We start from the raw sequence: 26246 nt of genomic DNA, 5'->3' as shown, positions 1-26246 counted from the left end.
CTTTACTGCCGTAAAATGCGCCGTCATGACCGCCCCCATGCGCGATGGATGAGCGTGACAATCTCGGAATTCACCGCGTCCAGCGATTCGAGTGCCCGTTCGTAGGTCGAACGCGTAAAAGACGACTTTTCCACCTCGAAGAGCGTCTGTTTCGTCAGTCCTGCATCCGAGATTGCCGTCGACTTGAGCATGGGATTCTCGAGGATCTGGCCGGCAAGCATCGATTGCATGAAGCCTACCATCTGCGCCTGCGGAATGTCCGTGGGTTCGTAGCGCGTGATCAGATAGCGGAACCAGTCCAGCTCGATCGCAGCACCGGCAGCCTTGATGGTCTTCAATATGCCGCCGAGCATCAGCAGGAACTGGCTCATCGACATCAGGTCGAGCATCTGGGGGTGGACGGTGATGAGCACCGACGTCGCCGCCGACATGGCCGTCAAGGTGAGATAGCCAAGTTGCGGCGGGCAATCGACCACTACGACATCATAGCGCTCATCGACCTCGGACAAGGCCTTTGCAATCCTGGTGAAGAACTGGCGGCCAACGCTGGACGATTTATCCTGCATGGCAAGCGGCGTGTCGTACTCATACTCCTGCAGCTCGAGGTTGGCCGGGATGATATCCAGCCCCGGAAAATTGGTAGGCACGATCACGTCGGATATCGGCTTGCGCTCGTCGTCGTACCGGATCGCCTCATACAAAGAGAGATTGCGATCGAGTTCCGGCTGGAAGCCATGCAGGGCCGAAAGTGACGCCTGCGGGTCGAGATCGATGGCAAGCACGCGGTGCCCGGTCAGCGCGAGGTGCTGGGCGAGGTGGGCTGCTGTCGTTGTCTTGCCGCTGCCGCCCTTGAAGTTGACGACAGCAACGACCTGGAGCTTGTCTCCAGGCTTGCGGTGCGGGACGTATTTTTTTACCTCGGTCCTGCCATGCCGATCCAGAAAATGGCGCAGTTCAAGCATCTGTTCGGCGGTATAGGAGCGGCGTCCGGAAGGTATCTGCTCGGGCAGGGGGCCCTTTCCCTCCAGATGGAGGCGCTTAAGATTGTTCTGCGACACCCCCAGATAGTGGGCGACTTCCGCCAGCGAAAAGGGACGAAGCGTCTTTGTTGCGTTTGGTGGAAACTTCTCCATGCGGAGCTGGTTAAGCCGCCGCGATATCTCTGCGCCTTGCTCGAGGATCTTGTCATCGAACTCGAAGCGTGGCAGCCGCATGGCAATATTCATTTCTGTCGAAACCTGAATTGGCGCTTTTTGTGAGCAATTCACTCAACAAGCGCCATTAAGCTCCGATTCGGCCGGCCCCGGCAAGAAGTTTTGGGTTAACAAAAGGTTAACGGCCCTGACCGGCTTTTCTTGCTGGCAGCTGCTCTTGCCATCACGAAGGCAGCTGCTCAGTTTTTTCAAGCGCGGTATTGTCCTGCTATCCAAGCTAACGGCATGTTTTCTTTGGTTTAGGCATCGCACTTTACGGCAGTAAATCAGGCGCTCGGAGGCTTGGATGCGAGAACGGGGGAGGGCAGGGCACCCGGATCCGAGGGCACGCGGCCGGTTGGCTTCGTGTCTGTTCGGGCAAGTTGCTGAGCGCCAAACTGACTCAACTCTTTTCGACTCAAAGAACGGACCGGCTGAGAGCGAGGCCGACATCGGAATAGCCGCAACAACCAAGAGGGCCGCCTCAAGGCCGAGGTGAAGCCACAACTGGAGGCTTGTTCCGCAACGACGCTCGCTGACCTTCTTTTGCGACCTTTGAGCGATGAGCTGACGAACGTGACCATGGCCCATACGGCAGCATGCGCATAGGGTACCTACGGTCAGGCGATGTTGACGAGGCGACCGGGTGATCGAGTTCCTGACATCCGAGCCGCGTCGCGGCTCGGATGTCATAATGAGCGAGATCCCGCAGGCCTTCGCGGAGTTGCCATTCGCAAGGCGACACCGCGAGCAGCGAGATAGATGGCATGCACGTCGCTTTCGATCGTGCGCCCCCAGTCTTTCAGCTCCATCGAACGAGTGTGGCGGTAACAAACTCACAATCGGCCTGTGCTCGCCGGACAGATGAGGAAGGAGGCCGCTAAGCGGCCTCGCGTTCCTTCGATGCTTGGAGCCCGTGGAGGTAATCGGCGGCTGACTGCGCCTTGGCCGTAGCCGTGACGATGGCGCGTTTGTCGTTCTTTAGGACGGCCAGCCAGTTCGCCAGATAGGCAGCTGTGTTGTCGCGCGGATCATGCGCCACGCCCAGGTCGGCACACAGAAACGATGCCGCGAGCTCCGCAACGAGTTCCTCGACGGCATAGCCTTCACTGCCGAACCTGCCCGCCAGATCGCGGTCCAGGCGATGCTTTGCGCCGGACCAATGCGAAACCTCGTGTAGCAAAGTTGAGTAAAGGTGCACCTCGCTATCGAAACGCGTGCGGTCAGGCATGAGGATGTCGTCGATGCTGGGTCGGTAGCAAGCTTTGGTGCCGCCGTAGCTGACGCTTGCGCCGGTGTTCTGGACGAAGCTTTCGACGGTCTCGATGTGCGGAACCGGATTGCCCGGCAGCTCCTCGACCGGGCTGAAGAACCGATCCGGCAAGTTCTCGATCTGCTCAATATTGAAGACGGTGTAGCCCTTCAGATATGGAATCGCGCGGTCTTCGTCGTCGTCGTGATCCTTCGGCGTGAACGTGCCGTACTTGACGACAAGGGTGCCCTTTTCGCCCTTGCGGACCTGACCGCCGAAGTCCTGGGCCTGCCGGTAGGTCATCCAGGTGTTTTCCTCATAGCCGAACGTCTGGCCGGCGACCCACAGCATGATGACGTTGATGCCGCGGTAGGCATCGCCGGTCGCGCGGCGCGGGATGATCGAGCTTCGGCGGGTATTGCCGCGCCAGGGGCGGATCCACGGCTTGGTGCCGGCTTCAAGCTGCTCGACAATGGTATCCGTGATGCGCTGGTAGGTGTCCTTGATGCTCTGCATGACCGTCTCCATCCGTTGGTTGACGGCAAAGACCGGAGATAGCCGAAACGAGCCCATGCACCCGTAGGGCCGCAACGGAGAGGAGGACCGCGCCAGCGGTTGCATGGGGGAGGGGCTATCGTAGCTTGTCCGTCAAATCACCCGACGGATGGAAGCGGCCGGCCGCATCGATCACGCCTGGCCGGTCAACCACGGTTGCTGAGCAGCTTGCCGCCTGCGGACGCTGTCACCGTTCATGGTCATCGCTATCGCGCTCACGCGCTCGCTGCGCCGCGATATCCGTCTCGATGGCCTTCAGCTCGGCAGGCGGCGTGTCTTGCCGGGTCGCTTCGGCGCTTTCGGCCTGCATGGGCGCCTCGATGGCCTGTGGCTCACGGCCAAGGCGGGAAAAGTCGGATCGGGCGGTGAAGGTGATTTCCGCTTCATCATCGGGCAGTCGCTCCGGGAGGTCTGCGCGATCGACGGCGATGATCCGTTCGTCCGAGACGATGCTGGCGACACGGCCGTCGTGCCCGAGCACCTGGTCGGTCACTTCTTCGCCTGGGCGGGCTGTGCGAACGTTGTGTTCAAACGGTACCTCGCCGCGCACCTCGAGGTCGGACAACGCGGCGCGAAGGGCTTCGCGGCGATTCGGGTCTACCGCGTCCTCGAGCACATGTTTCATGGCAGCGCTTGACGGGTCGTTCGTGGTTTCGATCGACGCCTCGATCATGCGCGGCTTGGTGATGACGGTGAAATCAACCTCATGGCCGTAGTGACGGCCAAGCTCGACGATGAACACCTCCTGGGTGCGTCCGTTGCCCTCGCGAAAGGGATGTACATAATTGAGCTCGGCCATGACCTGGCCCGCACGCTCGGCGAACTGCTCTGGCGTCGAGCCGCGCAAGACATCGGGATCACGGATAGGCTTCAACGCCTCGTCGAGCCCCATCTCGATGCGGGAGCCGTGCAGGAATGCGGTGCCGCCTTTGGAGAGGCCACCGATCGGCTCCACACGCTGCCCGTCGACGATCGGGCTTTCGTCGCGTGTGTGGCCGGCCCATTCGTAGACGTCCTGAAAGATATGGCCGTGAATAGCCTTAAGATGCGCCTTGTCGAATTGCCCTTGCGGGCCGTCGCCTTCGGCAATTTCCGCCATGCAGAAAGCCGTGGCGCGGTATTCTTCGATGCGGAGTTCGGAATGAGTCTCGATGCCGAACTTATTACGCAGCACATCGGTACGATCGGGATCGTCCGACGTGTTCGGATAGAAATAAGAACCTTGGGCAGGGCTGTCGGACATTCGGCGGGGTCAACAAAAAAACCGCCTGCGTAGGGCAGGCGGCCTTCGCCTCTAGAGGCTGGGAGTCTCGATTACGCCCGTTTCGCCGGACGCACGACGCGCAGGCGATACTCTTCGCGGGTGATGTCGCCGGCGACATAGGCCGCCGTCGCTTCCTCCAGCACCGGATCGTGGGTGTAGCCCTGCCGGATATTGGCCGCGCGAGCCTGATCCGTCGCCTTGCGACGCCGGGCAACGGCCTCCGGCGAGCGGTCGGGACGGGTCGAATGAATGTTCATCGACAGATCTCCAATGGCAAAAAACTCTAGCAGAAAAACCGCCGAAAATCGAGCGGTTTGCGGCATCTGTCGGCTTGTGAAGGGATGCGCCCGGCTCGAGGCCGGGCGCTTCGCGACAATCAATCGCGGGGTCCCCATTCGATTATCGCCTGCAAGGTGGGATCGTCCTGGCCGGGGAAGCGGCCGAGATTGGCGTTGAAACCGAGGCGCTTGATCGAAAGCGTGTAGTAGGGCTTATTCGCCTCGCTGGTCTTCTTCCAGATGCCGCCGACCTCGATGTCATAGCCGCGCGGGGACTTGGCATAGACGCGGTGAGACGGGGCTTTCTCGTTGCTCGAGTTGAACGGGACAACGTGGATGTCCAGGTCGCGATCGATGGTGGAGATAAGGCCGTTGCCCTTGGCGGCGTCCAGATCGTCGGTGTCGAACTGGATGAAGTTGGTGGTGGTCATGTCAGTCACTCCTCTTTGGTGGTTGCAATGATCGTTCACCGGCACGGCGGAAAGCGGTGCGCACCGGAGGCCGAAGCGGGAGCGGAGGAAGCCGGAGGCCGGAAAAATTTGCTGCGCGAGGAAGCCGCAGGCGGGGACATTTTTGCGGAGTCCGGATTTGCGCAAACCGCGTCGACGTGCGAACGAGCGTCAAAAGCAACCGCCATGGAGGGTGAGGGATGAACATCATTGGCTATCTGCCTTCGGATCGGTGACGGCCTGAAGCGGCAATAAGTGACCCTATTCTATTCACAATTTGCGCCGTTACAACGGGCTTAGGGCAACAATTGAGAAGCACATTGCTTCACCGCTTCTGCCAATTCATAGCGCCGATTTGGATATATGACAGGTCAATGCGCTGGAGGCTTTTTAGCGCGCCGGTAGAGATGCGGACTTTCGATCTCGGCCGACCAGAGCCCAAGCCTTCGGTCTCGGGCGCTGTTCTCGGCCTCGCCATACTCGACTAGGTTGATCGGATGGGACGACGGCAGATATCGAAGCATCGACTCGGCAAGCCGGGCGCGGACCATCGCCAGCCCGACATCGGTTTCCTTGTAGAAGCAGTGCCCCACCAGGCGGCGATACTGATCGCGGTCGATGATCCGGCAACTGACTGTCAAACGGCTCCCAAAACTGACCCCCGATCGGCGTCCAATTTTGACCCCCCTTCCTTTGGCTGGTGCCGCTCAAATCGATGACGCAACTTTTGCCGGAGGGTTCGGCCCGGGGATTTAAGCGGTGCCGAAACTGTTCCGAAAACTTCCGAAACGTCTAGTATGCCCACATGCAGGGAACTCGCATCGCTTTTGGTCCGTTCGTACTCGATCCCGACATCGGGACGCTCCTTAAAGAGCAGATCCCGATCGCTGTTGGGCATCGTGGGCTTACGCTGCTTGCTGCGCTTACGGCACGGCCCGGCGAGATCCTGACCAAGGCCGAGCTGATGGACGCTGCCTGGCCGGGCACCGCCGTTGAGGAAGGCAACCTTACCGTCCAAATCGCGACACTAAGAAAGGCACTCGATCCGGCTGACAACGGCGGCGAGTGGATCGCCACGGTGCCTCGCGTCGGCTACCGCTTCACCGGAACTGTCCAGCCAGTGGCGAGCGCATCCCGCAGACCGATACCACCGTCCGGCAAGCCGTCGATTGCGGTGCTGCCTTTTGCCAACCTGAGCGGCGATCAGGACCAGCAGTATCTCAGCGACGGCATAACCGAGGACATAATTACGGAGCTGGCCAGGTTCCGCTCCCTCCTCGTCATCGCGCGCAATTCATCTTTTCAGTTTCGCCATCCGGCATTGGACATTGCCGAAGTCCATCGCAAACTCGGAGTTCGCTACCTCGTCGAAGGCAGCATACGAAAGATCGGTGATCGCATTCGGATCACCACACAGTTGATTGACGCCGCCACCGGCACCCACCTGTGGGCCCAACGGTACGACCGGGCCCTCGACGACATCTTCGCATTGCAAGACGAGGTTCTCTTATCGCCTCGATGGTCGAAGGCCAAGCGGAGGCCGATTCGGCGAGCCGGACCAGACGCAAGCCTCCGGCCGATTGGGATGCATACGACTACTTCCTGCAGGGGCGCGCGCACTTCTACCGGTATGAACTGGACAAGTCCGAGCCCCTATTCGTCCGGTGTGTCGAACTCGATTCGACGTTCGCTCAAAGCCACGCCTTCCTGGCGCAGGCCCTCGTCGGCAGATTTTGGTACGACAACGATCCGCGGACGTTACAGAAGGCCTGGGACTCGGCAAGAACGGCGCTCTCTCTCGACAGGAGCGATGGCGTCTGTCACCAGAGCATGGGGCTGGTGCTTACGCACATGCGCCAGCACAGCGATGCGGGAGCGCATTTCGAGCGAGCGCGCTCGTTGAACCCGCTAGACGTGAACATAGCGGGGGACTACGCAAGCTGGCTCAACTACGGCGGACGGGCCGAGACGGCGCTGAACGTGCTCGAAACTGCGCTCCTGCGCGACCCGTTACCTCCGACATGGTTCTGGGAGGTGAAGGGCAGCTCCCTCTTCCTGCTTGGAAGGTACTCGGAAGCCGTCGGTTCGTATCAGAAGGCCGGCGACCAATTCTTCATTCATGCCTTCCTCGCAGCGGCGTACGCACATTTGGGCGAGACGCAGAAGGCGCGCGCTGAAGTCGAGGAAGCACTGACGAGGAAACACGACCTAACTGTTCGGCTGATTTCAGGTCTCCCGTTCGCCGACCAAGTCGCCCTCGAGCTTTTCACGTCAGGCTTCAGAAAGGCCGGTTTTCCCGCGTGAACGCACCTTCGGGAGGCTGCGTTCCAGATCGATCGGGCGTCCAAGTTTGCGAAATCGCTGGGTGGGCAAGAGCAACCTGGATCGAACGTAACCGAAGGCCCGGGTTGCAACACCGACGGGCATCCACCCTCACAAGCGCCTGGGCATCATTGCGGGCACAGCGGTCCGACTGATTTTGTCCTGAGGCAGGTCTCGCTTGCGCGCTTGAGCCCGGACGAAGTGTGGGCGGGACATGACCAGCACCCGACTCACCAAATCGGTCGCTGTGAAGAGTTATCCCGCTCGACCACTCGCTGGGTCGGGTCCTGCCTGCGGATTCCGACGTGAAGCCGGCCGCCATTCCGATCAAACACCGGCCACCATTCCGGTATGAAGCCGGCACCATTCCAACCAAAGACCGGCCGGTTTTCGGCACTGAAGATTACCTCCTGGGTCAGCAACTTTGGCATCAATTACCTCGCGATGAACGAGGACATTTTGATGCCGGCAAAGAGAAGGCTGCCCATGAGACAGTTGAGACAAATGCTTCGGCTTGCCGGATGCGGGACCAGCTCCCGCGAGATTGCGGTCGTGCTGGGAATAGCACGCAGTACGGTGCAGGATAATCTGCGGCGCGCAGCGGCAATCGGGTTGAGCTGGCCCCTGCCAGGCGAGCTGACCGATGACGCGCTTGAGAACAAACTCTTCGCTCGCAATGGCGTCAAACAGGGCACGCGGCGGCGCGCAGAGCCGAACTGGGCCGTGCTTGCCGTCGAGCTCAAGAAGCCGGGCGTCACGCTCCTCATCTTGTGGGAGGAGTATCGAGGAAGTCATCCCGACGGATATGGCTACAGCCGGTTCTGCGAGCTCTTTCGCAGCTTCGAACAGCGGCTTTCGCCGACGATGCGCCAGGAACACGCCGCCGGCGACAAGGTCTTCGTCGACTATTCCGGCAAGAAGATCCCGATCGTTGATCGAGACACCGGCGAGATCCGTGAGGCGGAGACGTAGCAGCATGACGGAACTTGCGGCTGCGACGCTCGCCGCCGACAAGGTGCTGGTGTTATAAAGAAGCGCCGAGGAGGCCTCCAAACATGGCACCAATCGACCGAAGTCTGGTCTTCCGTGTCCCGGAAGTCGGCCCTCCCAGTTTTGCTTTACAGGCGTGCTGTGCCGAACACTCGGTCCCAAAACGCGTCGCGCGCCCGCCATTTGGTGAGAGCGAGTGCAAGGCGCAGGCCATTGTAACAGTAAGCGAAGGGTCACGCGCCTGATAGGGGCCCCACAAAGCCACCCGGCCCCGGCCGCCGACAAACCCCGGCGGGGCGGTTGCCGGCGCCCGTCCGGCGGCGGCGATCTCGCACGCCGCCGTTCTAGGTGACCGTTGTCGCTTGATCGAAATGAGCGCACGGTAGCTCGATGAGTGTGTCGATATTGTCGATGGCAATCGGCACGGCAAAAATGTGTCAGGCGGTCATTGGGGTCGATCGCCGCGTGCGAGCATCTGAGGACCGGGCCATGCCTGAAACCGACAATGCCGACCAGATCGCCTATTGGAACGCCGAAGCCGGCGAGACCTGGGCAGCCTTGCAGGAGCAGATCGACGCCCAGTTGGAGCCTCATGGTCTGAGGGCGATGGAGGCTCTCGCTCCCGTGGCGGGTGAGCGCATAGTCGATGTGGGCTGCGGCTCCGGCCAGACGAGCTTGGCGTTGGGGCAAGCCGTGGGTCGCAGCGGCGCGGTCATGGGACTCGACATCTCGCGGCCGCTGCTTGATTTGGCCCGCCGGCGCGCTGCCGAGTTCGGCGCCGCCAACGTTTCGTTCGCCGAGGCCGACGTCCAGACCTACGCGTTCGCGCCGGCGACCTTCGAAGCAGTTTTCTCGCGCTTCGGCGTGATGTTCTTCGCCGACCCGCCGACGGCCTTCGCCAACGTCCGGTGGGCGCTGAAGTCGGGTGGCCGGTTGGCGTTCGTGTGTTGGCGCACGCCCGCCGAGAACGTCTTCATGACCCTGCCGTACACGGCCGCCGCGGTGCAGCTTCCGCCTGAGCCTCCGTCTACGCCCGGTGCGCCTGGCCCTTTCGCCTTCGCCGACCCGGCTCGCCTGCGCCACATCCTGTCCAGCGCCGGCTTCCGCGACATCGAGCTGGCTCAGTATGATCGAAAAATCGGTAGCGGGGACCTGGAACAGACTTTGGCCGTGAGCCTTAAGTTGGGCCTCCTCGGTCGTGCCTTGCGCGAACACCCCGAGAAGCGGACGCTTGTAATCGATGATGTACGCGAGGCGTTGCAGCCGCATGTCGACGTAGACGGTGTCGTGCGCCTGGATTCGGCGAGCTGGATCGTGACGGCACGTGCCTAGGGCATGATCCGACCCCAAGGTCAGCGTTCAGCAAAAGCTGCAGTGCTCCTTCAATGGCGCGGTAGCATCCAGTACGGCAGGGCTTCCGGTCGATTGGCTCATTGCAGCACTTCGTGTCCCTCTTCTCCGCCGTCCGCAACCTCTTCGTTCCCTCCCATACTAACCGCTCCGCTTCCCAGATCCGAAAGCATCGTCTCCAAGCCCTCGCCGAATGGAAAGCCGTGAGCCGTCCGCTTGCCTGAAAACCAGGCACTGCGCTCCCCGCGCGCCTACAGTCAAACAACGTGACAGCACCAATAGCGCGACAAGGCAAGCTGGACGGTTTGTGCCATCGTTCCGACCGCCTATCGGCCTAAGTCATTCGCTACCGCCGCAGCCGTCGGACAGGTTCCACACATCCACGATCTGCTCGCCGGTGAAGCCGTGCTCGCGGATCAGGTATTTCGCCAGTCCGCCATACACCTTCCAGCGCCAGCACTGACAGCAGCATGGACCCTTCCCGTTGGAGTTGGCCATCGCGTAGTCTTAGGCTTTCTGCGCGATGCTGGTGAGTTGCACATCGTAGTAAGGCAGCATCTTCTGAGCGACGCCCGCCGGGATGTCGTAGGGATCGCTCGGGATCATCTGGATGGCGCGGTATTTGGCCAGGCCATTCACTTGCTCGGCATAGCGTTTCATTTCCATCGGGCTGCAACATGAGCCCGTGACCCGCGACATCTGGGGCGTGGTCGCGATCGACTCCGTGAACTTGGCTGAGCAGGTGCTGTTGCCGTTCTGGCTGAGATACCTAAAACGCCTGGCCAGTCCGGGGTCTTCGGCGGCGAATGCCATATTCGGTCGCTTGAGGGAGCCTGCAACCGCGGCGGCGCCAAAGACGCCGAGAACGACTTTCCGTCGATTGGGTGTTCGAGTCATTTGCCACTCCTCGCCTGCTCGATCAGTTTCTTCATCGTTGCAAGATCGGTCGCGCCCGGAAAAATCTGGTCGCCAACGACGAAGCCTGGCGTTCCAGTGATCCTCAACGACTGGGCCAGTTCGGCGTTCCGCTCGATCGAGGACTGGATATCCGGTAGCTGCATGTCGGACTTCATGCGAGTGACATCGAGGCCGGCCCCCGCTGCGATCTTGAGTACGACCGCCTCTGTCACTCTTGTCCTCGCCCCATAGAGCGCCTTGTGGAATTCCAGATACTTGCCTTCAAGTTGCGCCGCCAGTGCCGCCTTGGCCGCAAACAGCGAATCCGGACCGAGGATGGGGAATTCCTTGTAGACGATCCTGAGTTGCGGGTCGTCGGCCTCGGCCTGCTCCATGATCGGCGCCATCTGGCGGCAGTAGGGGCAGTTGTAGTCGAAGAACTCGACCATGGTGACGTTGCCTTGCGTGTTGCCGCTGACGGGGCTCTGCTTGTCGCGGAAGATGTCGTCCGCGCGCGCCGTCAGAGCGGCCTTGGCGGCGGCGGCCTCGGCCTCGCGCTGACGTCGGTCCAGACTTTGCAGCGCCTGCACCAGAACCTCCGGATGCGCCAGGATATAGTCGTGTATCCTCTGGTCGAACTGGTCCTGGGACATTTCACCGGCCGCCATTGCCGATCTTTGCGCGCCCTGAAAGCCTGGATTGAGCAGGAGCCATCCCGTCAATCCGACAAGCAGGAGGGCGCCAAGGATGCTGCGATATCGGTTTACCTGTTTTGTTGTGCTCATATTCGTCTCCCCTTGCTATCCCTTGGGTCAGGCGGGGTGCCGGCCGTGAAAAATGGGTTTAAAAAAGGCCCTTCAATTTTGCCAGCCAGCCTTCGTCCTGCTCATGGTGCGGCCGTTCGACATTGTTGGTCAGCGCATTGACGAAGGTGACGAGATTGATGGGCGCGAAGTTCAGGCCGTAGAAATTCGCCCGCCAGCGGCCCTCCTTGTCGATGACATGGGTAACGATGCCGTGCATCTGGTAGCCGTCATCGGTCAGGTTGAATTTGTGGCCGAAGGCTTCCGCCAGCTTGCGGGTCGTATCTTCCGCCTGGTCGGGGGTCGTGGTCAGAAACAGCCAGTTGACCGGATCGAGCCCATGAGCCGGCCCGTAACTGCGCAGCACCTCGGGCTTATCCCTTGTCGGATCGGTGGTGATGGTCACGAAAGCGACCTGATCCTTCATCGGCGTGCCATTCACCATCTTCTGGATTTCGGCGATCTTCTCGGCATGCAGCGGGCAGACATCCGGGCACGATGTGTAGATGAAGTGAAGGACGACAACCTTGCCGGTGAGGTCGGCCGGCCGCACAATGCGACCGTCGGCGGTCCGCAGCGTGAAATCGGGCGTTGGCTTGTCGATAGATTGGAAATATTTCTCGTCGCTCTGCAGCATGGCGTCCATTTCATCGAGCGAATGCGCCCGCGCGCCTTGAGCAAAGCCCGCCACCAGCGCCGCGATAGCGATCAGGCTGCCAAGCAGGCGCGTCCACTCGCTCCAGGTCGATGAAACGCGCCGGACTGTCGGCCCGTTTTGCGCGAGGACAGACATCAGCCATTGCCTTTCATGTCGGCGGACAGTGTTTTCGAACAGTCGGCACCTTGCTGTTCGGTAACGTTCTCGGTCGAGCACGATCCGCCCATCATCCGGTTCATACACATGCCAAGCGCGCACATGGCGACACAGGGCAGCAGGCTGAGCAGCACCGGCGCAACGCCGGCGGCGACCAACCACGACCAGTTGAGGGCAAGGCCGGCGACGGCTACGGCCGCACCGGCGGCGATCAGGCCACGCCGCCCACCGAGATAGGATCGAGCGGCCGGCAGGAAGTCGCGGCGAGACGAAGTCTCGCTGGCTCGGGTCAGTTCAGTGGTGGTCATGTCGTTTCCTTTCTCATTTGACGGCGATGCGGCCACGGATGAAGTCGACCATATCGGGCGCATCCCATTCGGCCGGCCCGATCAGCCGGCCGATTTCCTTGCCTTGCCGGTCGATCAGCAGCGTCATCGGCAGGCCGGCGGCACCAAGCGTGAACATCGCCTTGGCCGAGGTGTCGATGTTCAGCGCAAGATGCGTGACGCCGGTCTCGGCGAAGAATTTCTTCACGGCATCGGGGCCTTTGCGGTCCATCGACAGCGCGACGACCTCGAAGTCCAGCCCGCCGAGCTTGGCCTGCAGCCTGTCGAGCGTCGGCATTTCCTTGCGGCAGGGCGCGCACCATGTCGCCCAGATGTTGAGCAGCACCACCTTGCCGGCATAGTCGGCAAGCGTCCTCGGCTGGCCGGCGGCGTCGGCGAAACTGATCTCCGGCACGGCGGCGGGCGTATCGAGAACGGCGAAGTTCTGCGGCGCCTCCACCGCCGCTGCGGGCAGCGGGACCGCAAGCAGCATCGCCGAAAGGGCCATGGCCAGTTTGCGTACGGTCATGGGTGCTCATTCCGTCGCATAGACGGTCGGCGCCTTGCCGTCCTTGGTGAAGGCGTAGATCGTCCAGGTCCCGTCCTTCTCGCCACCCATGCCGGGCGCGCCGGCCGGCATGCCGGCGAGCGTGATGCCGGCGATGGCCGGCCTTTCGGTGAGAAGCTTCTTGACGACGTCGACAGGTACCAGGCCGTCGACGACATAGCCGTCGACCATCATCGTGTGGCAGCCTTCGAGGTCGGCCGGCACGCCGGCGTCGCTGCTGATCTGGGAGAGGTTGTTGACCGGCTTGATGTCGACCGTGAAGCCGTTCTGCTCGAGATAGGCGGCATAGGCCTCGCAGCAGCTGCATTGCGGGTTCTTGTACATCACCGCATTGATCGTCGCGGCGAGCGCCGGCAGCGGCGTTGCGATTGCGAGGCCAAGGGCGGTCAGCGCGTAGGTCAGTTTCATGTTGCAGTTCTCCTTGGTTGATGGGTTGGATTGAAAATCAGGTCACCCGGAACACGGTCATCAGGCCGGCCATCTGGTGGTCGGCGACGTGGCAGTGCAGCATCCAGTCGCCGGGATTGTCGGCGACGAAGGCGCATTCGATCACGTCCTTCGGCGCCAAAAGCACCGTGTCCTGCCATTGCCGGTGCGGCGCCGGCGAGCCGTTGCGGGAAAGCACCGACAGGCTGAAGCCATGGACGTGCATGGGGTGCCACCAGGCGGTATCGTTGCGCATGGTGAGATGGCAGGTCGCGCCCCGTTTCAGCGTGAATTGCGGGGCCATGCCGGCATGGCCGTCGCCGGTCATCGACATGCCGTTGATTGCCCAAGCAGCGCCGCCATTCATACCGGGCATCCCCATGCCCATCATGCCGCCGACGCCCTTCAGCTTGCCGCCGCCCATCATGCCGCCCTGCAGCACGATCTCCCGGCGCACGGCGTTCGCGAGGTCGGGCGTCGGCAGCGGATTGCGCGGCAGGGCAAGGGGTGCTGCGAGCGGATGAGCCCTGAGCGGCGCCGCCTTGTCATAGGCAAGATTGGTCAGCGTATAGGCAAGGCCGTCATAGAAATCGTCGATCACGGCATGCCGGCTGCCGGGGTCGCCCTGCATGTCGAGCACGATATCGATGCGCATGGCCGGCGCCAGCGCCAGACGGCCGCCCGCCGGCACGTGCGGGTCGCAGGGCTGGCCGTCGACAGCGACGATGACCGGCCGGTGGCCTTCGAAGCGCAGCGCCATCATGCGGGCCAGCGAGGCATTGGCGAGTCGCAGCCTGATGCGCTCGCCAGCCTTCACGCTCTGGTCGGCCGCCATGCCGTTGATGGTGACGGCATTGCCGACACGACCGGACATCGCCGCATCCATCGCATTGCCGAAGCCGGCGGCGATCTGCCCGTCAGCAGTGAGCCGCCAGTCCTGCAGCAGCCAGAGAAGGTCGCGGTCGACGGCGACGGGCTCGGCCTCCTCGACGATGAGCGCGCCGGCAAGTCCGCGGCCGATCTGCACGAGGCTGTCGGCATGCGGATGGTACCAGAAGGTGCCGGCGTCGGGCGGCGTGAATTCGTAGGTGAAGGTCTCGCCCGGCCTGATCGGCTTCTGGGTGAGGCCCGGTACGCCGTCCATGGCGTTTTGCAAGCGGATGCCGTGCCAGTGAACCGTGGTGTCCTCTTCCAGCCCGTTCTCGACGGTGATCTCGACCGGCTGTCCCTGCCGCAGGCGCAGCGCCGGACCGGGGACGGTGCCGTTGTAGGTCCAGACGGCGGTAGACGGGCCGTCGGCGCCGTTGAACAGCGCCTGGCCCGGCGCAACCCTGATCTGGCGGTCGTCCACGGAGGAGGCGCGCGCGGGACGCAGCGAAGCGGACATGGCGGCGCCCACAGCCGCGACGAGAAATCCCCGGCGCGACATGGTGTTATGGAAATCGTGATTCACCCTTTAATCCCTTTGCGATCGCGATCGATGGCGAGCGGTTCGACATCGAACTGGACTGCCATGCGCCTGCAGCGCGACAGTGCGCGGCGCAGGCGATCAGTCGCCGACAATCAGTCGTGTTACGACTGAAACGGCGTCAGGCGTTGGGTCTGGGAGGGTATGGATCGGGCAAGGAACTTCGCCCGCGCAGGGACGGGGCGGGCAGCGCCGACGCTTGCTGTAGTTGCGGAAGCACTGTCACGACGAGGCCTTGCGGCAGCACGGCCAGCACGGGCGCGATGCAGTTTGGCGGACAGTGCATCGGGTTGCTTTTGTCGCCGGTGTCCTTGAGGCAAGCCTTGCAATCGCCGGTCATGGTACTGTCGGCCATCTTGGCCATGCCAGTATCGGAAGACATGGCCATGCCGTCATCGGCCTTCATTGTCATCTTTGCCGACATGACATTGGCCTGGGCGACTGACAGGCTGAACCCCGCGGTCAGGAGGACCGCGAGCAGCATGACAAGAAAATGGTTTGGCGACAGCCGGGCCATCATCTTCTCAGGCTGGCCGTAAATTGCAGTTTTTGCAAGTCCCAAGCCTGTGATCGCCGGGAGCTGCGACATCAGGGCCTCGGGCCTTATTATCAACCGTTTGCTGCGTTCAATGGCTGGGACGCTCGCACTGGCTAACGCGCGCTGTGCCTGACAATGCAGATGGATCGGCCATTGCCCCGCTCACGGTTAAGATTGCGGCAGCTGCCGCGAGAGCAGTTCGAAATCTCAATTCAGTACCTCCATGGAGTGGCGGGCCGCGAGCCCGAAAACGGAACGGGCTAGGTACAGCTCGCCGGCGGCCGCGCGATCTGTCATTGCGCGCAAATATCCACCGGGCGAGCTGACCTCTTGCTGATCATATTTCTGCAACGTAACCGCGATGGCGACAGCGGCTTGCTGCTCGCCCATCTGGCCGATGGCGCGGTGGCGCGCATCGTCGGAAATTCCAGCAATTCGGCACATTTGGGGCACGATTCGCGCCAGTTCGGCCCACGTACGGGGCAGGGCAAAGCCGTAGGTGCCTAGCGCCGGTATCGCCCGCACCAAGTCCTGCAAGGCCACAAGTTCCTGTGGTGGGTGCTTCGGTTGGTTGACTTGGCGCGAGCCGCCCCACAGGCTTGCTTCATAAGCCCATTGGCTGGCAGAGCCAGCCTCTAGCAAACTGAGTTGTTCGGCGTGAGCCGAACGCCGGTTTTCGTTACTGTTCACAATAGGATCAGGGCTTGTAATCTGTCTGTGCATGTCGTTTTCGGCATTTGCGCATGCCGAATTTTCTGTCACCAACGCGGATTCCGAACGACGGCAGAGCTGCAGGGCTCGTTCGATGAGCCACTCGAACAACGCCGTAGCGCGGCGCAAAACTGCGCTCGACGCCTTTGCGGCAATACCGACAACCGCAACGATCCGTTCAAGTCGCGCCTCGAACTGTGACCGAGCGCGCTCTGAAAGGCTGGTGGCGGTTGCTAAAGCGTACCGGAGATTGCGCAGCGCCCCGCGATAGCGGCGCAGTGCAGCGCTTGCGGAAGCTTTCTCGGCTTTCGCCTGCCGTACCAGCCCATCGAGCTCGCGGTAACGAACAATCAGAATGCGCATATCGATGCCGCAACCGTCGACAATCAGACCGTCGGCATTGCGGTGCGGATAGCGCTTGTAATTGCCGCTGTCCTGCATGGTGACGAGCCCGGCGTCGAAGAGGTTCGACAGCATGCGACTGACCCGTCCGACCGAGCGATTGATCTCGAAGGCGAGCTGCTGGTTGGACTTGAAGATGATCGGCCGCCCGTCTTTGTCAAAGGCCTCAGGCGACGCCGTGTTGACCAACGTGACCAGAAGATGGCTTTCGCTCGCGTTAATCAAGCCCGTGCAGGGCAGGTTGTGCGCGAGCACGGCAAGCTGCCCGCGTGTCACCGATCCCATCTCGGCTGACTTTGACAGTCGCCGGTATTCGGTGCGTTGTGGCGTCACTCTGCGACCGATCGGCCGCTTCAGTGGCACAGCTTCTCCCATTCTCGTCTCCTTTTTGGTGGAGACCAGGCAAAGCAATCCCGTTCACCGAAACGGCGTTTTTCAGGTTGACAGAGGAAGGGAGGTTTGCGACAAAGTCTTGGCTAAATTGATTTATTCGCAAACCGCTTCCGAGATTCGTTTCGGGGCGGTTTTTCTTTTTCTGGTCGGTCGGTCTCTCCTCGTAAGCGCTAGATTGCATCGCTCGGAAAACTGATTCCGGGTGATTTGTACAACCATAGCCTGAATAGCCATTTTGGCGCAACAATCGTGCTGCAGAGCAAGTGGCAAACCTAACTTTAAACCGCACCAATGGCTAAAATGCCGGTTTCTCGGTACTTTTGTGGGCTCGAAGCTGGCCAAAGCGCCACCGCGCGTGATACCATATCGGATATATGACCAACAGAGTAGCGTCGGCCTGGGCATCCAAGCCGATGTCTTGCGGTTCGGGAAGGGGAGGGGAGGGAGCGAGCCTCCCCTCTATGCGGATCGGGGCCGGTCGATCCGGCCCGATCGCATCAGCGGCCATCGGTCCGCGCCGGCCAGCAACGAAACGCACTGTTAACGCCGTTCGCGGGTGACAGGATGTCGGCCGCAGTTCGAAAGTGTAGTCTGCATCTCGCTGTCAGCCGGGAGGCGAAAATGAATTTGCTTCGGATTGCGCTCTTGTGCACAGCCATGATCGGCCTTGGAATGCCGGCCGGTCGCGCTGAGGATCAGCCCGTTCCGCCGAACAACGAAGCTGCAACAGAGCAGCCGCCAGTTCATTGCGAGGGGCAAAACTGTCTCCCGCCGGCGGATAACCCTGTGCAGGAATGCACCGGGCAAGATTGCATGCCAGCTCCGCCGACTGAACCAGGTCCAGAGATTGAGCAGGTCGACTGAGCAGCATCAGCGGACGATCTCTCTTTTGGCAGAAGGTCGGACATCGGAACGAAAGGCGGATTCGCGAATTCTACTGCTAGATAATTGGAATCGTCGCCCATGAGGCTCGCGACCCTCCACCTTGAAACTGCGAAATACGGCGACGTATATCGCGCCGCAAGGCTCGCGCTGCTGAGGCAGCAAATCATCCGACACATCAAGCGCACTGACGCCTCGGCTCAAAAAGTCGAGCAAGCGCTGGCTAGGTTGGCCGAAGCAAACGCACCATGGATCGGCTCGCGCGGCATCAGTAGGGCCACACTCATGCACGCCTCCGCATCGGCACGATGTGCGGGGGAATGTGCGGCTGCTGCATATACCGTTCACGCCACATTCTGGCGAGCTCGATAAGTTTTTCGTGAAGGCTGAAGGCTTCAAGCGCCACGGCAAGCCGTCCTGAATGTCGGCCCAATCGTCACGTGCAGGGTTCTCGACATAGGCATTAATGAGCTTGCGGCAGGGAGGCGCGGCAAACCGGTCGCGCCCGAGAAAGCGCGACCGGCAACGGCTGATGATTATTCAGCCGCTACGGCTTGCGGCGCTTCTTCATCGAAATCGGCCTCGTCGCGCGTCGTTTCGATGGCAGGAACGGAAATCCTCACAGGCTCAGGAAGCCAGCCGCTGTCGACGACCATCCGCTCTGCAATGCCGACGGCTTCCAACTTCTTGCCCGCTGCCTTGACGGCAAGCGCGGCCTGATCACCCTTCGCCTCACGAATGACGGCCTCGATGCTCTGGCGGTTGATATGCGAGAAATAGCTGTCGCCAGTCGGCTCGAACCATTTCGTCATGTTCACCTCAAGAGCCTGTCCAAGCCGGTCTGCGTGCTCGAAAGCGCCTTTCCGGTCATAGCAATGAAGCTTCCGCACAGCGTTGACGGAATGAGCCGCCGCAAGAGCCAGAAGCGACAGCAGTTCATCGCGGCCCTGGTGCAAGCACCATTCCCACAGATCGGCAGGGTTGCCGGGGATATGATCGCCCCATGTCTCGCGAAGCTTTTCAAGCTCCGCGACGGCTCGGCAATCATCGCTGCGCTTCATGCTGCTTTCGATACGCTCATGTGTCAGCTTGATTTGCAGGGCGCTGTCTACGTTTGGGCAGTAATCATAGATCACACTCAACAGCATCGCGTGAACCACGGCGGCTAAGGCTATTTCGTGATTGTTCGCGAGTTCGACGCGCAGCGCCGCCGTCTTTTGAGCGGTCAGGTCCTCGACGAGCGCCGCCGAATGCGTCACCTTCGGCTGTCCGGCCTCCTGTGGTTTTTCAACGCTGTTGCCACCTTCGTCGTCGCCATCGGCCTCGTCATCCCGGTCATCCTCGGGCCGCACAAGACCACGCTCGATCCGCACATCGCCGTAGTTGGTCAGCGTGACGATCGCACCGCCGATCTCGAAAGCTTCCGGCGTATAAATTTCCGTGCGGTCCTGCAACGCGGTGATCCGCTTGTCGATTTCCTCGATCTTCGCATCAGCCTGTTCGTCGGCGGCCTCGGCCTCGATCAACGCCGCCAGATCGTCATATTCTGCCGTGAGTTGGTCGAGCTCGGCTTGTTCGGCCTCGGACAACGGCACCTGTTCGGGATAGCGCCGCCCATAGGCTTGGAAGGTGTCATAGGATACATCGGGCATGATCTCGACCCATTTCCAGCCTTCCGCCTTCACCGCCTTGGCCGCGCTTTCAAGCTTGGCTGCGACAAGGGCGTCCAGCTTCACGACATCGACAGCGAAACCGCCTTCCTTGTCATCGAACAGATCGCGCCTGACGGTCCCGCCTGCCGCCTCGTAGGCGTCCAGCCCACCCAGGAACTTGACTCGCTTGTCGCTTGCCCGAACGCCCTCGCCAGCAAGCGCGGAACGAATGTTTGACGCGTAACGGTTCCACGCTGGCAGTTCATTCCATACCCGTTCCTGCGCCTCGTGATCGTCGCTGATCGTGAAGGCCGAAAGCTGCTCAAAGGTCATGTCCTCGTTGCGGTAAGCCTCCAAGAGGCGCGGCGACACGCGACCAAGGGCAAGGCGGCGGCGCACAATCGTTTCGGTCGTGCCGAACCGTGCGGCAATGTCGGGGACCGACTTGCCTTCGTCCGCCAGATCGCGGAACGCCTCGTACTGGTCGACCGGGTGCATATCCTCGCGCAAGACGTTTTCTGCAAGACTGGTCGCCTTCGCGTCCTCGCCCGCGCGCTCCTTGCATTCAACGGGAAAATCCTTCCCGATCTCTCCCTTTTCGGCCAGCAGATTGAGCGCCGCGCGGCGTCGCCCGCCAGCGGTCACGAAATAGCGGCCCTTCTTGTCGCCCTTCCTGACGACAAGGTTTTGCAACAGCCTGTAGCCATCGGCCCTGATGCTCCCTGCCAGTGCTGCGATACCCTCGGCGCTGTAGGTTTTGCGGACGTTCTTCGGGTCCAAATCCAGCTTGTTAAGGGGAATGATGATTGTCTCGGTCATGGGTTTCTCTCCTGTTTTCCCGTTTCCCGCGAAGCGGAAATCCTACCCGAAGGGGAAGGAGCCCCGCTCCTGCTCCCGAGCTCGTGCGGAACAGCGGGGGAGAGGGGGCAAGGGGACAAATCGGAGGGGGATCACCCGCCCGAAGGCGAAGACGAGGGTCGGCGCCGATCCGCGTATGCGGATCCGCGTCGATCCTGCACGGAGCGCGGCCCTGGCCGCGCGGAGGAAGGACGGGGAGACCGATTTTCGCCTTGCAGGGGAGAGGGGGCCGAGCCGCCCTTTCCCCCTTCTTTCACGAATGGCCCGGCTGCGGGCCGCGCGCCATTACCGGACGCCACCGGCAGCGTAGCGTTTTACTAAGCCGCACCCGACCGGGCTTCGCAACCCTGGCCAGCTATCGCCCGGTCGGGTGCTCGCGTCGGAGCCCGCAGAGCCTGACTGTCGCATTTCTAATTTGCTGGTGGGCTCGCATCTCACGCTTTGACACACACGCGTCGCTTCAAGCGCTGACTTCTGCCGCTACAGTTCATAGACCCATTCGGCCGGCACGAAGCGATAGGCTTGGCCGTCGCGCGCGACATGTCCGAAACCGGGGAATGGCAAATGCATCCCGGCGATCAGCATCCGGTCGGCAGCGACCCGGTCGAGCGTCCGCTTGCGCGTTTCGGCGGCCAGTTTGGAATCGACATCGAACGCAATGCTCCAGTCCGGGCGGGCGAACTGATAGGTCGCCATATGCACGACATCGCCCCAGATGAACAGCGCCTCGCCGTCCGATTCGACGATGAAGCCGGCATGGCCGGGCGTGTGGCCGGGCAACGGCACGGTGCGGATCGAGCCGACCGCCTCGCGCTCACCGTCCACTTGCCGCATGCGGTCCGCATAAGCGGCGGCAGCCTTGCGTGCCCCGATGAAGAACGGCTTCGCCTCGTCCGGCGCCTGGTTCATGTTCGCGTCGTCGTGCCAGAAGGCGTAGTCGGCGGCGGTGACGACGAGCTCGGCATTGGGAAATAGCGCCTCTCCGGCGGAGGTCAGCACGCCGTTGATATGGTCGGGATGCATGTGGGTGATCAGCAAGGTGTCAACCTGGTCGGGAGCAACGCCGGCAGCCTGCAAAGCCGCGGGAAGACGGCCGAGCGCCGGCCCCTTGCTTTCCGACATACCGGCGTCGATGAGTACCAGCCGGTCGCCGAGATTGACGAGATAGGCATTGACCGGGGTGCGGCGCGGTCCGGGCTTGTTAAAGCTGGCCTCCGCCAGGCGCTCCGCTTCGGCGTCGACGAGCCCGATGAAAAGCTCCGATTTGATGTCGATATAGCCGTCCAGCAGCGCCGTGACCTCGATCGAACCCACCTTCCGGCGCAGCGCGCCGACGGTGGGAGCATTAGCCAGCGGCGCGCGGGCCAGTGCCGGAACGGAGGCGCCGGCTAGAAGGGCGCCGCCGGCCAGGCCGGCACTGGCGAGAAAATTGCGGCGGGAAAGCGTCATGGCAACATCTCCGGTTGGGGATCGTAGAGGCTCCGGGACAGAGCAAGACGGGTCTACTTCGTAGGTTCAGCTTTTTGAACTTGCCGGCTTCTTATATCGGCTATTACTTTTGCTTATCAATCACGACAGGGAGTTGCATCATGGACCGCCTAACCGAGCTGACCAGCTTCATACGCGCCTCCGAGACCGGCAGCTTCTCGGCAGCGGCACGCGAACTGGGCTTGAGCCAGCCGGCCGTCAGCCAGCAGATCCGCGCACTGGAAAAGCGCCTCGGCGTCCGGCTCTTTGACCGTACGACCCGGTATGTTTCTCCGACAGAAGCCGGCCGCCGCTATCTGGAGCGTGCCCGCGATATCATCGAGCGCATCGATGAGGCGGACCGCAGCGTCGGCTGCCTCGAATCAAAGATGTGCGGACGTCTTGCGGTCGGCGCGCCGGCCAGCTTCGGCGCCGGTGTGCTCGGCAACTACCTGATCGAGTTCAAGCGCACCTATCCGGAACTGATACTCGACGTGGCGCTGACAGACAGTTTCGTCGACGTGATCGCGGAGAGGCTCGACGTTGTGATCCGCATGGGGACCATCGATGACGATCGGCTGATCGTGCGCAAGTTGGGTGTGATGGAGCGACGTCTCGCGGCAACGCCGGACTATCTCGACCGGATGGGCCGGCCGCGGCGCCCAGAGGATCTTGCCGAGCATGACTACCTGCTTTACGCCCACATCACGACGCGGGAGATTGTGCCGCTCACCGGCCCAGGCGGCGAAAAGGCCGACGTGCGGATCCGGCCGGCCATGTGCTCCAACAATTCGCTCCTTAACCAGCAGGCACTGCTGTCTGGGCTCGGCATCGGCCTCGGGCACAAGGTGATACTCGACCCGCTCGTCGCCCAAGAGCAGCTCGAGTATGTGCTACCAGATTGGCACTACGCACCGCACCACGTACATGCGGTCTATCCGTCGAACCGCTTCATTCCATTGAAGGTCAGGCGGTTCGTTGATGGCTTCACCGAGCACCTCGCCGCGATGGGTGCGCTCATCAGTGACGCGGGCCCTGGCTTAGTGGCGACGCAAGCGAGAGGCTTTAGCCTCACCGATCTACCCCGAAGTGCCGCTTGACCTTAACGCGCAGCATCGCGTCACTACCAACGACGGCACCCCGCGGTACTGATTACTCGAGCACTTTCGCGAACGCCCGGGCAGCACCAAATGGGGCGCTGGGATTCCCACATGGCAAGCAGACTGTTTGGTTTGTGGGGAGCAAGGGAACGCGGAGAACTGAGGCTGGGTCCTACGCCCAACCTACGTGATCCGATTTTGCAAGCTTTAGAAACAAGTCGAACCAAAACCGATGCTCGGGTCCACCTCGATCGCCAAGCGTCTCGAACGCACAATACGCAACCGACGTCGTCCGGTCTTTGCCGTATTGGTCGATCGCAGCATCAATCGCCTCATCCTCAGCCAAGAACTCCCATCCTCTAATTACGCTGCCGTGAATTCTCACGTTGACCTCCTCAAACCTACCCAGGAAAAGCTAATGCTTGGGCGGTCCTGCGTCACCCTGCATCTCGAGAAGTCACGTCAATCGTGATGGAGGCCGATGTACAAAGGTCGAGGCCGCGATCAAACTGATCAACGCCCAAGTGTCGCCAGCTGAAGCTGCAAAGCAATTGGGTCTTGGCCGCTCGGCAGTTTATTGAGAGATGAGGCGACTGGGCATCAGTCGATCGGCATAAAGAGCATTTCCGACGCTTATCAAAATCGCGCTCCGGGGAACTTCAAGGGCAAACCGTGACCCATCGGTCACCTTCATTGTCCGCGTTGCGAATGGCCGCTTAGCGCCGCATATCGGCCATAGAGGCGAACTTTGTCTCCGCCCGGAAGCAGACATTGCAGTTGACCACGCTGGAGGTCGTATCGCGCCAACAGCCGACCTACACTACCCAATTCACTCTTCTCCGCGGCTTCCAGTACAATCGCTTCCGCTCGGCCCTTCGCCATTCCCGCCCACTGCTCAAAGCCGCGAGGAGTAACTGATTTGTCGATCAGAACACTAGGCGGGTCTGCTCGTCCGGAGAGGTCAGGTCGCGATATCTCCGCGCGGCATCAGTGGCGACGCGAATTGTTGATCGTCGCGAAATTGGTCGGAATTGCGGATCATTTGCAGTAGACTGCTCGCGCAGGCCTTGCCTGCGAGGTCGACATGGCTGAACCGCCGATCACACGCCGGCTTGCCGCGATCCTTGCCGCGGACGTTGCCGGCTACACCAGCATGATGGGAGCCGACGAGGCCGGCACGATCGCAGCATTGCGACAGATCTGGGACGAGACTTTCACCCCCGCCGTCGCGGCTCGGCATGGACGCATCGTCAAAATGATGGGCGACGGGGCACTGGTCGAGTTCGGCAGCGTCGTCGACGCAGTCGAATGCGCGGTGGCGATCCAGCGGGCAATGGGCGAGTGCAATATGGCGGCCGCGCGCCCGGTCGAGTTTCGCATCGGCATCAATCTCGGCGAGATCGTCATCGAAGGGGACGACATATTCGGGGACGGCGTCAACATCGCGGCCCGGCTCGAGGCCCAGGCGCCGCATGGCGGCATCCTCGCGTCGGATGTTGTCCACGCTCAGGTTTGCGGCAAGGTCGGCGTCACGTTCGCTGACGCCGGCAGCGTCAAGCTCAAGAACATCGATCGGCCGATGCACGTCTGGCGGTGGGAGTGCGGCAAGGGCGAACTGCCTGCCAGACCCGCGTTCAGTTCAGGCAGGCTGCTCGGCACTGACAAACCGTCCATCGCCGTGCTGCCGTTCTCGATCATGAGCAACGACCCGGAGCAGGAGTTCTTCGCCGACGGGCTCGTGGAAGACATCCTCACCACGCTTTCGAAGCTCGCCGGCCTGTCGGTCATCGCGCGCCACTCGAGCTTCGTCTACAAGGGCCGCGCCATCGACGTGCGCCAGGTCGCCCGCGAGCTCGGTGTACGGTTCGTGCTCGAGGGCAGCGTCCGCAAGGCCGGCAGCCGTATCCGCATCACGGCGCAATTGATCGAGGCCTCGACCGGTGTTCATGTCTGGGCGGACCGCTTCGACCGCAGCGTCGACGACATCTTCGCGGTGCAGGACGAAATCACGCTGATGCTCGCGACCGAGATGCAGGTCAGGCTGACCGACGGCGAGCAGGCGCGCCTGCGTTACACGACAACAACGAATGTCCAAGCGTGGAGCCTCTGGATAGAGGGCCTGAACCATGGTCGCCGTCCGAATACCACCGATTCTCATCTCCAAGTCCGCCGCTGCTGGGAGAAAGCACTCGCCCTCGATCCCGAGTCGGCGGTGCTCAATGCGATGCTCAGCGCTGTGCATTTCGCTGACGCGCGCCACGGTTGGTCCGGCGAGAGCCGCGCGACAGCACTGAGCAAGGCGGATGCCTATCTCGAGCGAGCGTTGGCAATCGATCCCGAGAATCCCGACGCTTATCGGAGCATGAGTGGCATCCTGCTCATGAAATCGCGATTCGACGAGGCGGCGACCGCTGCGCGCAAGGCGGCCAAGCTTGGCCCCAACCTGCCCGATGCGCTTGCTTTTGGTGGCTTTGTGTTGGCATCGTGCGGTCACGCGGCCGAAGCGATCGGCCAGATCGAGCAGGCCATCGCGCTGAGCCCACACCATCACGCCTGGTATTTCGGCGTGCTGGGCAATGCCTACCGGCTCGCCGGTCGTTCCGATGAGGCGATAGCGGCGTTTCGGTCCTATCACGCACGCGAACCGGGCTTGGGGCTCGCCGACATCGTGATGATCCAGGAGCAGGCCGGGTTTATCGACGAAGCCTGCGAAACAGCAGCGCAGATCATTGCCTTGCGGCCGACCTTCACGGTCACATCTTTTGTGAAAACGCAGTTCCGCCGGGATGTCGAGCAACTGGCCGCCGACATCGCCTCGCTGCGCGCCGCCGGGGTGCCGGAGCAATAGGCGCGCGCCGGCAGGCGCACCGAATTTGTCGGTCAGGCCGGTTTGTCGGGGCCCTTCCCAGCTTCGACACGAATGTCCGCGTAGGGTCATTTCACGCCGATGCAGGTAGGACGCTTGAAGGTCCGCTCCTGACCTTCCGAGCCCCGAAGCCGCAATTCCGCTTTCGGCCCGTCGTCCCGGTCGTTCAATGACGCCTGTACGTATGGCCGCCCATGGTGGTTAGCGGACGCGGCCTGCCAGCGCCGTTGCATTGGCCCCGCCTCAGGTCGAAAATGCCCCCATGGAAGCAGTCCCGATTTCCCGAGTTCACGACACCAAGGCCCGTGCTGTGAACCGGCGTGCAAAATTGACCCCATAAGCCGGGGAATTGGCGTCCAATTTTGACCCCCCTGATGCTTTGATTTGCGACCATCCGCTCGTCGTGGCGAGCGGATGGTGTG

The 26246-nt window shown here is 61.8% G+C and carries 24 protein-coding genes and 1 pseudogene; 6 read left to right on the top strand and 19 right to left on the bottom strand.

Going from position 1 to position 26246, the window contains the following annotated elements:
• Nucleotides 1-23: 23 nt before the first annotated feature.
• From repA to AC1RUK_RS33525, 6 genes are all read right to left on the bottom strand, one after another.
• Nucleotides 24-1226 (bottom strand): plasmid partitioning protein RepA, encoded by a 1203-nt coding sequence (gene repA / locus AC1RUK_RS33550; RefSeq protein WP_481840536.1) that lies wholly within the window; start codon nucleotides 1224-1226, stop codon nucleotides 24-26.
• Between the two features lie 847 nt (nucleotides 1227-2073).
• A complete protein-coding gene (locus AC1RUK_RS33545) occupies nucleotides 2074-2961 on the bottom strand; it encodes an ArdC family protein (RefSeq protein ID WP_481840535.1) in 888 nt (295 codons plus the stop codon).
• Between the two features lie 226 nt (nucleotides 2962-3187).
• Nucleotides 3188-4243, bottom strand: coding sequence for a Fic/DOC family protein (locus tag AC1RUK_RS33540; protein WP_481840534.1), 1056 nt, complete (start codon nucleotides 4241-4243; stop codon nucleotides 3188-3190).
• 71 nt (nucleotides 4244-4314) lie between these two features.
• On the bottom strand, nucleotides 4315-4521 hold the full coding sequence (locus AC1RUK_RS33535) for an antitoxin VbhA family protein (protein ID WP_107652809.1): 207 nt from the start codon (nucleotides 4519-4521) through the stop codon (nucleotides 4315-4317).
• Between the two features lie 119 nt (nucleotides 4522-4640).
• Nucleotides 4641-4973: a DUF736 family protein gene (locus AC1RUK_RS33530; RefSeq protein WP_481840533.1), complete on the bottom strand. Its 333-nt coding sequence runs from the start codon at nucleotides 4971-4973 to the stop codon at nucleotides 4641-4643.
• A 389-nt stretch (nucleotides 4974-5362) separates the two neighbouring features.
• Complete coding sequence (locus AC1RUK_RS33525) at nucleotides 5363-5632, bottom strand: thermonuclease family protein (RefSeq protein WP_481840532.1); 270 nt, start codon at nucleotides 5630-5632, stop codon at nucleotides 5363-5365.
• Between the two features lie 164 nt (nucleotides 5633-5796).
• On the opposite strand from AC1RUK_RS33525, the gene AC1RUK_RS33520 reads away from it, so the two are divergent.
• From AC1RUK_RS33520 to AC1RUK_RS33505, 4 genes and pseudogenes are all read left to right on the top strand, one after another.
• Complete coding sequence (locus tag AC1RUK_RS33520; protein WP_481840531.1) at nucleotides 5797-6894, top strand: winged helix-turn-helix domain-containing protein; 1098 nt, start codon at nucleotides 5797-5799, stop codon at nucleotides 6892-6894.
• The gene (locus tag AC1RUK_RS33515; protein WP_481840530.1) at nucleotides 6891-7295 is read left to right on the top strand and encodes a hypothetical protein; all 405 of its coding nucleotides are present in this window, start codon (nucleotides 6891-6893) and stop codon (nucleotides 7293-7295) included. The genes AC1RUK_RS33520 and AC1RUK_RS33515 overlap by 4 nt, the downstream gene beginning before the upstream one ends.
• A 480-nt stretch (nucleotides 7296-7775) precedes the next feature.
• Nucleotides 7776-8279: pseudogene (locus AC1RUK_RS33510) on the top strand (IS21 family transposase); the annotation flags it as partial.
• A gap of 513 nt (nucleotides 8280-8792) precedes the next feature.
• Nucleotides 8793-9635 carry a class I SAM-dependent methyltransferase gene (locus AC1RUK_RS33505; RefSeq protein ID WP_481840529.1) on the top strand — a complete coding sequence of 281 codons (843 nt, stop codon included), beginning with the start codon at nucleotides 8793-8795 and terminating at the stop codon, nucleotides 9633-9635.
• Between the two features lie 357 nt (nucleotides 9636-9992).
• On the opposite strand, the gene AC1RUK_RS33500 is transcribed toward AC1RUK_RS33505, so the two are convergent.
• The 12 genes from AC1RUK_RS33500 to AC1RUK_RS33445 all read right to left on the bottom strand — a co-directional run bounded on the left by AC1RUK_RS33500 (nucleotide 9993) and on the right by AC1RUK_RS33445 (nucleotide 21840).
• Nucleotides 9993-10151, bottom strand: coding sequence for a hypothetical protein (locus tag AC1RUK_RS33500; RefSeq protein WP_481840528.1), 159 nt, complete (start codon nucleotides 10149-10151; stop codon nucleotides 9993-9995).
• 9 nt (nucleotides 10152-10160) lie between these two features.
• Nucleotides 10161-10466, bottom strand: coding sequence for a hypothetical protein (locus tag AC1RUK_RS33495; RefSeq protein ID WP_481840527.1), 306 nt, complete (start codon nucleotides 10464-10466; stop codon nucleotides 10161-10163).
• 80 nt (nucleotides 10467-10546) lie between these two features.
• Nucleotides 10547-11335, bottom strand: coding sequence for a DsbA family protein (locus tag AC1RUK_RS33490; protein ID WP_481840526.1), 789 nt, complete (start codon nucleotides 11333-11335; stop codon nucleotides 10547-10549).
• Between the two features lie 58 nt (nucleotides 11336-11393).
• On the bottom strand, nucleotides 11394-12146 hold the full coding sequence (locus AC1RUK_RS33485) for an SCO family protein (protein WP_481840525.1): 753 nt from the start codon (nucleotides 12144-12146) through the stop codon (nucleotides 11394-11396).
• Complete coding sequence (locus AC1RUK_RS33480) at nucleotides 12146-12475, bottom strand: hypothetical protein (protein WP_481840524.1); 330 nt, start codon at nucleotides 12473-12475, stop codon at nucleotides 12146-12148. The genes AC1RUK_RS33485 and AC1RUK_RS33480 overlap by 1 nt, the downstream gene beginning before the upstream one ends.
• A 13-nt stretch (nucleotides 12476-12488) precedes the next feature.
• Nucleotides 12489-13022, bottom strand: coding sequence for a TlpA disulfide reductase family protein (locus AC1RUK_RS33475; protein WP_481840523.1), 534 nt, complete (start codon nucleotides 13020-13022; stop codon nucleotides 12489-12491).
• Nucleotides 13023-13028: 6 nt separating this feature from the next.
• The gene (locus AC1RUK_RS33470; RefSeq protein ID WP_481840522.1) at nucleotides 13029-13469 is read right to left on the bottom strand and encodes a DUF411 domain-containing protein; all 441 of its coding nucleotides are present in this window, start codon (nucleotides 13467-13469) and stop codon (nucleotides 13029-13031) included.
• Nucleotides 13470-13506: 37 nt separating this feature from the next.
• The gene (locus AC1RUK_RS33465; RefSeq protein ID WP_481840521.1) at nucleotides 13507-14940 is read right to left on the bottom strand and encodes a multicopper oxidase family protein; all 1434 of its coding nucleotides are present in this window, start codon (nucleotides 14938-14940) and stop codon (nucleotides 13507-13509) included.
• Nucleotides 14941-15076: 136 nt separating this feature from the next.
• Nucleotides 15077-15544 carry a hypothetical protein gene (locus AC1RUK_RS33460; RefSeq protein ID WP_481840520.1) on the bottom strand — a complete coding sequence of 156 codons (468 nt, stop codon included), beginning with the start codon at nucleotides 15542-15544 and terminating at the stop codon, nucleotides 15077-15079.
• 156 nt (nucleotides 15545-15700) lie between these two features.
• A complete protein-coding gene (repC, locus tag AC1RUK_RS33455; RefSeq protein WP_481840519.1) occupies nucleotides 15701-16981 on the bottom strand; it encodes a plasmid replication protein RepC in 1281 nt (426 codons plus the stop codon).
• A gap of 1436 nt (nucleotides 16982-18417) precedes the next feature.
• On the bottom strand, nucleotides 18418-20352 hold the full coding sequence (locus AC1RUK_RS33450; protein ID WP_481840518.1) for a ParB/RepB/Spo0J family partition protein: 1935 nt from the start codon (nucleotides 20350-20352) through the stop codon (nucleotides 18418-18420).
• 519 nt (nucleotides 20353-20871) lie between these two features.
• A complete protein-coding gene (locus AC1RUK_RS33445; RefSeq protein WP_481840517.1) occupies nucleotides 20872-21840 on the bottom strand; it encodes an MBL fold metallo-hydrolase in 969 nt (322 codons plus the stop codon).
• Between the two features lie 140 nt (nucleotides 21841-21980).
• Between AC1RUK_RS33445 and AC1RUK_RS33440 the strand changes: the two genes are divergently transcribed.
• Nucleotides 21981-22958: a LysR family transcriptional regulator gene (locus AC1RUK_RS33440; protein ID WP_481840416.1), complete on the top strand. Its 978-nt coding sequence runs from the start codon at nucleotides 21981-21983 to the stop codon at nucleotides 22956-22958.
• A gap of 172 nt (nucleotides 22959-23130) precedes the next feature.
• On the opposite strand, the gene AC1RUK_RS34475 is transcribed toward AC1RUK_RS33440, so the two are convergent.
• The gene (locus AC1RUK_RS34475; RefSeq protein WP_488656675.1) at nucleotides 23131-23343 is read right to left on the bottom strand and encodes a Y4oE-related protein; all 213 of its coding nucleotides are present in this window, start codon (nucleotides 23341-23343) and stop codon (nucleotides 23131-23133) included.
• A 699-nt stretch (nucleotides 23344-24042) separates the two neighbouring features.
• Between AC1RUK_RS34475 and AC1RUK_RS33435 the strand changes: the two genes are divergently transcribed.
• A complete protein-coding gene (locus AC1RUK_RS33435) occupies nucleotides 24043-25806 on the top strand; it encodes an adenylate/guanylate cyclase domain-containing protein (RefSeq protein ID WP_481840516.1) in 1764 nt (587 codons plus the stop codon).
• Nucleotides 25807-26246 lie beyond the last annotated feature (440 nt).

Source organism: Mesorhizobium monacense (assembly GCF_056781675.1).
This window is presented reverse-complemented; position numbering and strand designations above follow the sequence as displayed.

Bases quoted from the DNA above. Each gene is read 5' to 3' on its own strand.
- repA (WP_481840536.1), bottom strand. From the start codon at position 1,226: ATGAATATTGCCATGCGGCTGCCACGCTTCGAGTTCGATGACAAGATC.
- AC1RUK_RS33545 (WP_481840535.1), bottom strand. From the start codon at position 2,961: ATGCAGAGCATCAAGGACACCTACCAGCGCATCACGGATACCATTGTC.
- AC1RUK_RS33540 (WP_481840534.1), bottom strand. From the start codon at position 4,243: ATGTCCGACAGCCCTGCCCAAGGTTCTTATTTCTATCCGAACACGTCG.
- AC1RUK_RS33535 (WP_107652809.1), bottom strand. From the start codon at position 4,521: ATGAACATTCATTCGACCCGTCCCGACCGCTCGCCGGAGGCCGTTGCC.
- AC1RUK_RS33530 (WP_481840533.1), bottom strand. From the start codon at position 4,973: ATGACCACCACCAACTTCATCCAGTTCGACACCGACGATCTGGACGCC.
- AC1RUK_RS33520 (WP_481840531.1), top strand. From the start codon at position 5,797: ATGCAGGGAACTCGCATCGCTTTTGGTCCGTTCGTACTCGATCCCGAC.
- AC1RUK_RS33505 (WP_481840529.1), top strand. From the start codon at position 8,793: ATGCCTGAAACCGACAATGCCGACCAGATCGCCTATTGGAACGCCGAA.
- AC1RUK_RS33500 (WP_481840528.1), bottom strand. From the start codon at position 10,151: ATGGCCAACTCCAACGGGAAGGGTCCATGCTGCTGTCAGTGCTGGCGC.
- AC1RUK_RS33495 (WP_481840527.1), bottom strand. From the start codon at position 10,466: ATGGCATTCGCCGCCGAAGACCCCGGACTGGCCAGGCGTTTTAGGTAT.
- AC1RUK_RS33490 (WP_481840526.1), bottom strand. From the start codon at position 11,335: ATGAGCACAACAAAACAGGTAAACCGATATCGCAGCATCCTTGGCGCC.
- AC1RUK_RS33485 (WP_481840525.1), bottom strand. From the start codon at position 12,146: ATGTCTGTCCTCGCGCAAAACGGGCCGACAGTCCGGCGCGTTTCATCG.
- AC1RUK_RS33480 (WP_481840524.1), bottom strand. From the start codon at position 12,475: ATGACCACCACTGAACTGACCCGAGCCAGCGAGACTTCGTCTCGCCGC.
- AC1RUK_RS33475 (WP_481840523.1), bottom strand. From the start codon at position 13,022: ATGACCGTACGCAAACTGGCCATGGCCCTTTCGGCGATGCTGCTTGCG.
- AC1RUK_RS33470 (WP_481840522.1), bottom strand. From the start codon at position 13,469: ATGAAACTGACCTACGCGCTGACCGCCCTTGGCCTCGCAATCGCAACG.
- AC1RUK_RS33460 (WP_481840520.1), bottom strand. From the start codon at position 15,544: ATGTCGCAGCTCCCGGCGATCACAGGCTTGGGACTTGCAAAAACTGCA.
- repC (WP_481840519.1), bottom strand. From the start codon at position 16,981: ATGGGAGAAGCTGTGCCACTGAAGCGGCCGATCGGTCGCAGAGTGACG.
- AC1RUK_RS33450 (WP_481840518.1), bottom strand. From the start codon at position 20,352: ATGACCGAGACAATCATCATTCCCCTTAACAAGCTGGATTTGGACCCG.
- AC1RUK_RS33445 (WP_481840517.1), bottom strand. From the start codon at position 21,840: ATGACGCTTTCCCGCCGCAATTTTCTCGCCAGTGCCGGCCTGGCCGGC.
- AC1RUK_RS33440 (WP_481840416.1), top strand. From the start codon at position 21,981: ATGGACCGCCTAACCGAGCTGACCAGCTTCATACGCGCCTCCGAGACC.
- AC1RUK_RS33435 (WP_481840516.1), top strand. From the start codon at position 24,043: ATGGCTGAACCGCCGATCACACGCCGGCTTGCCGCGATCCTTGCCGCG.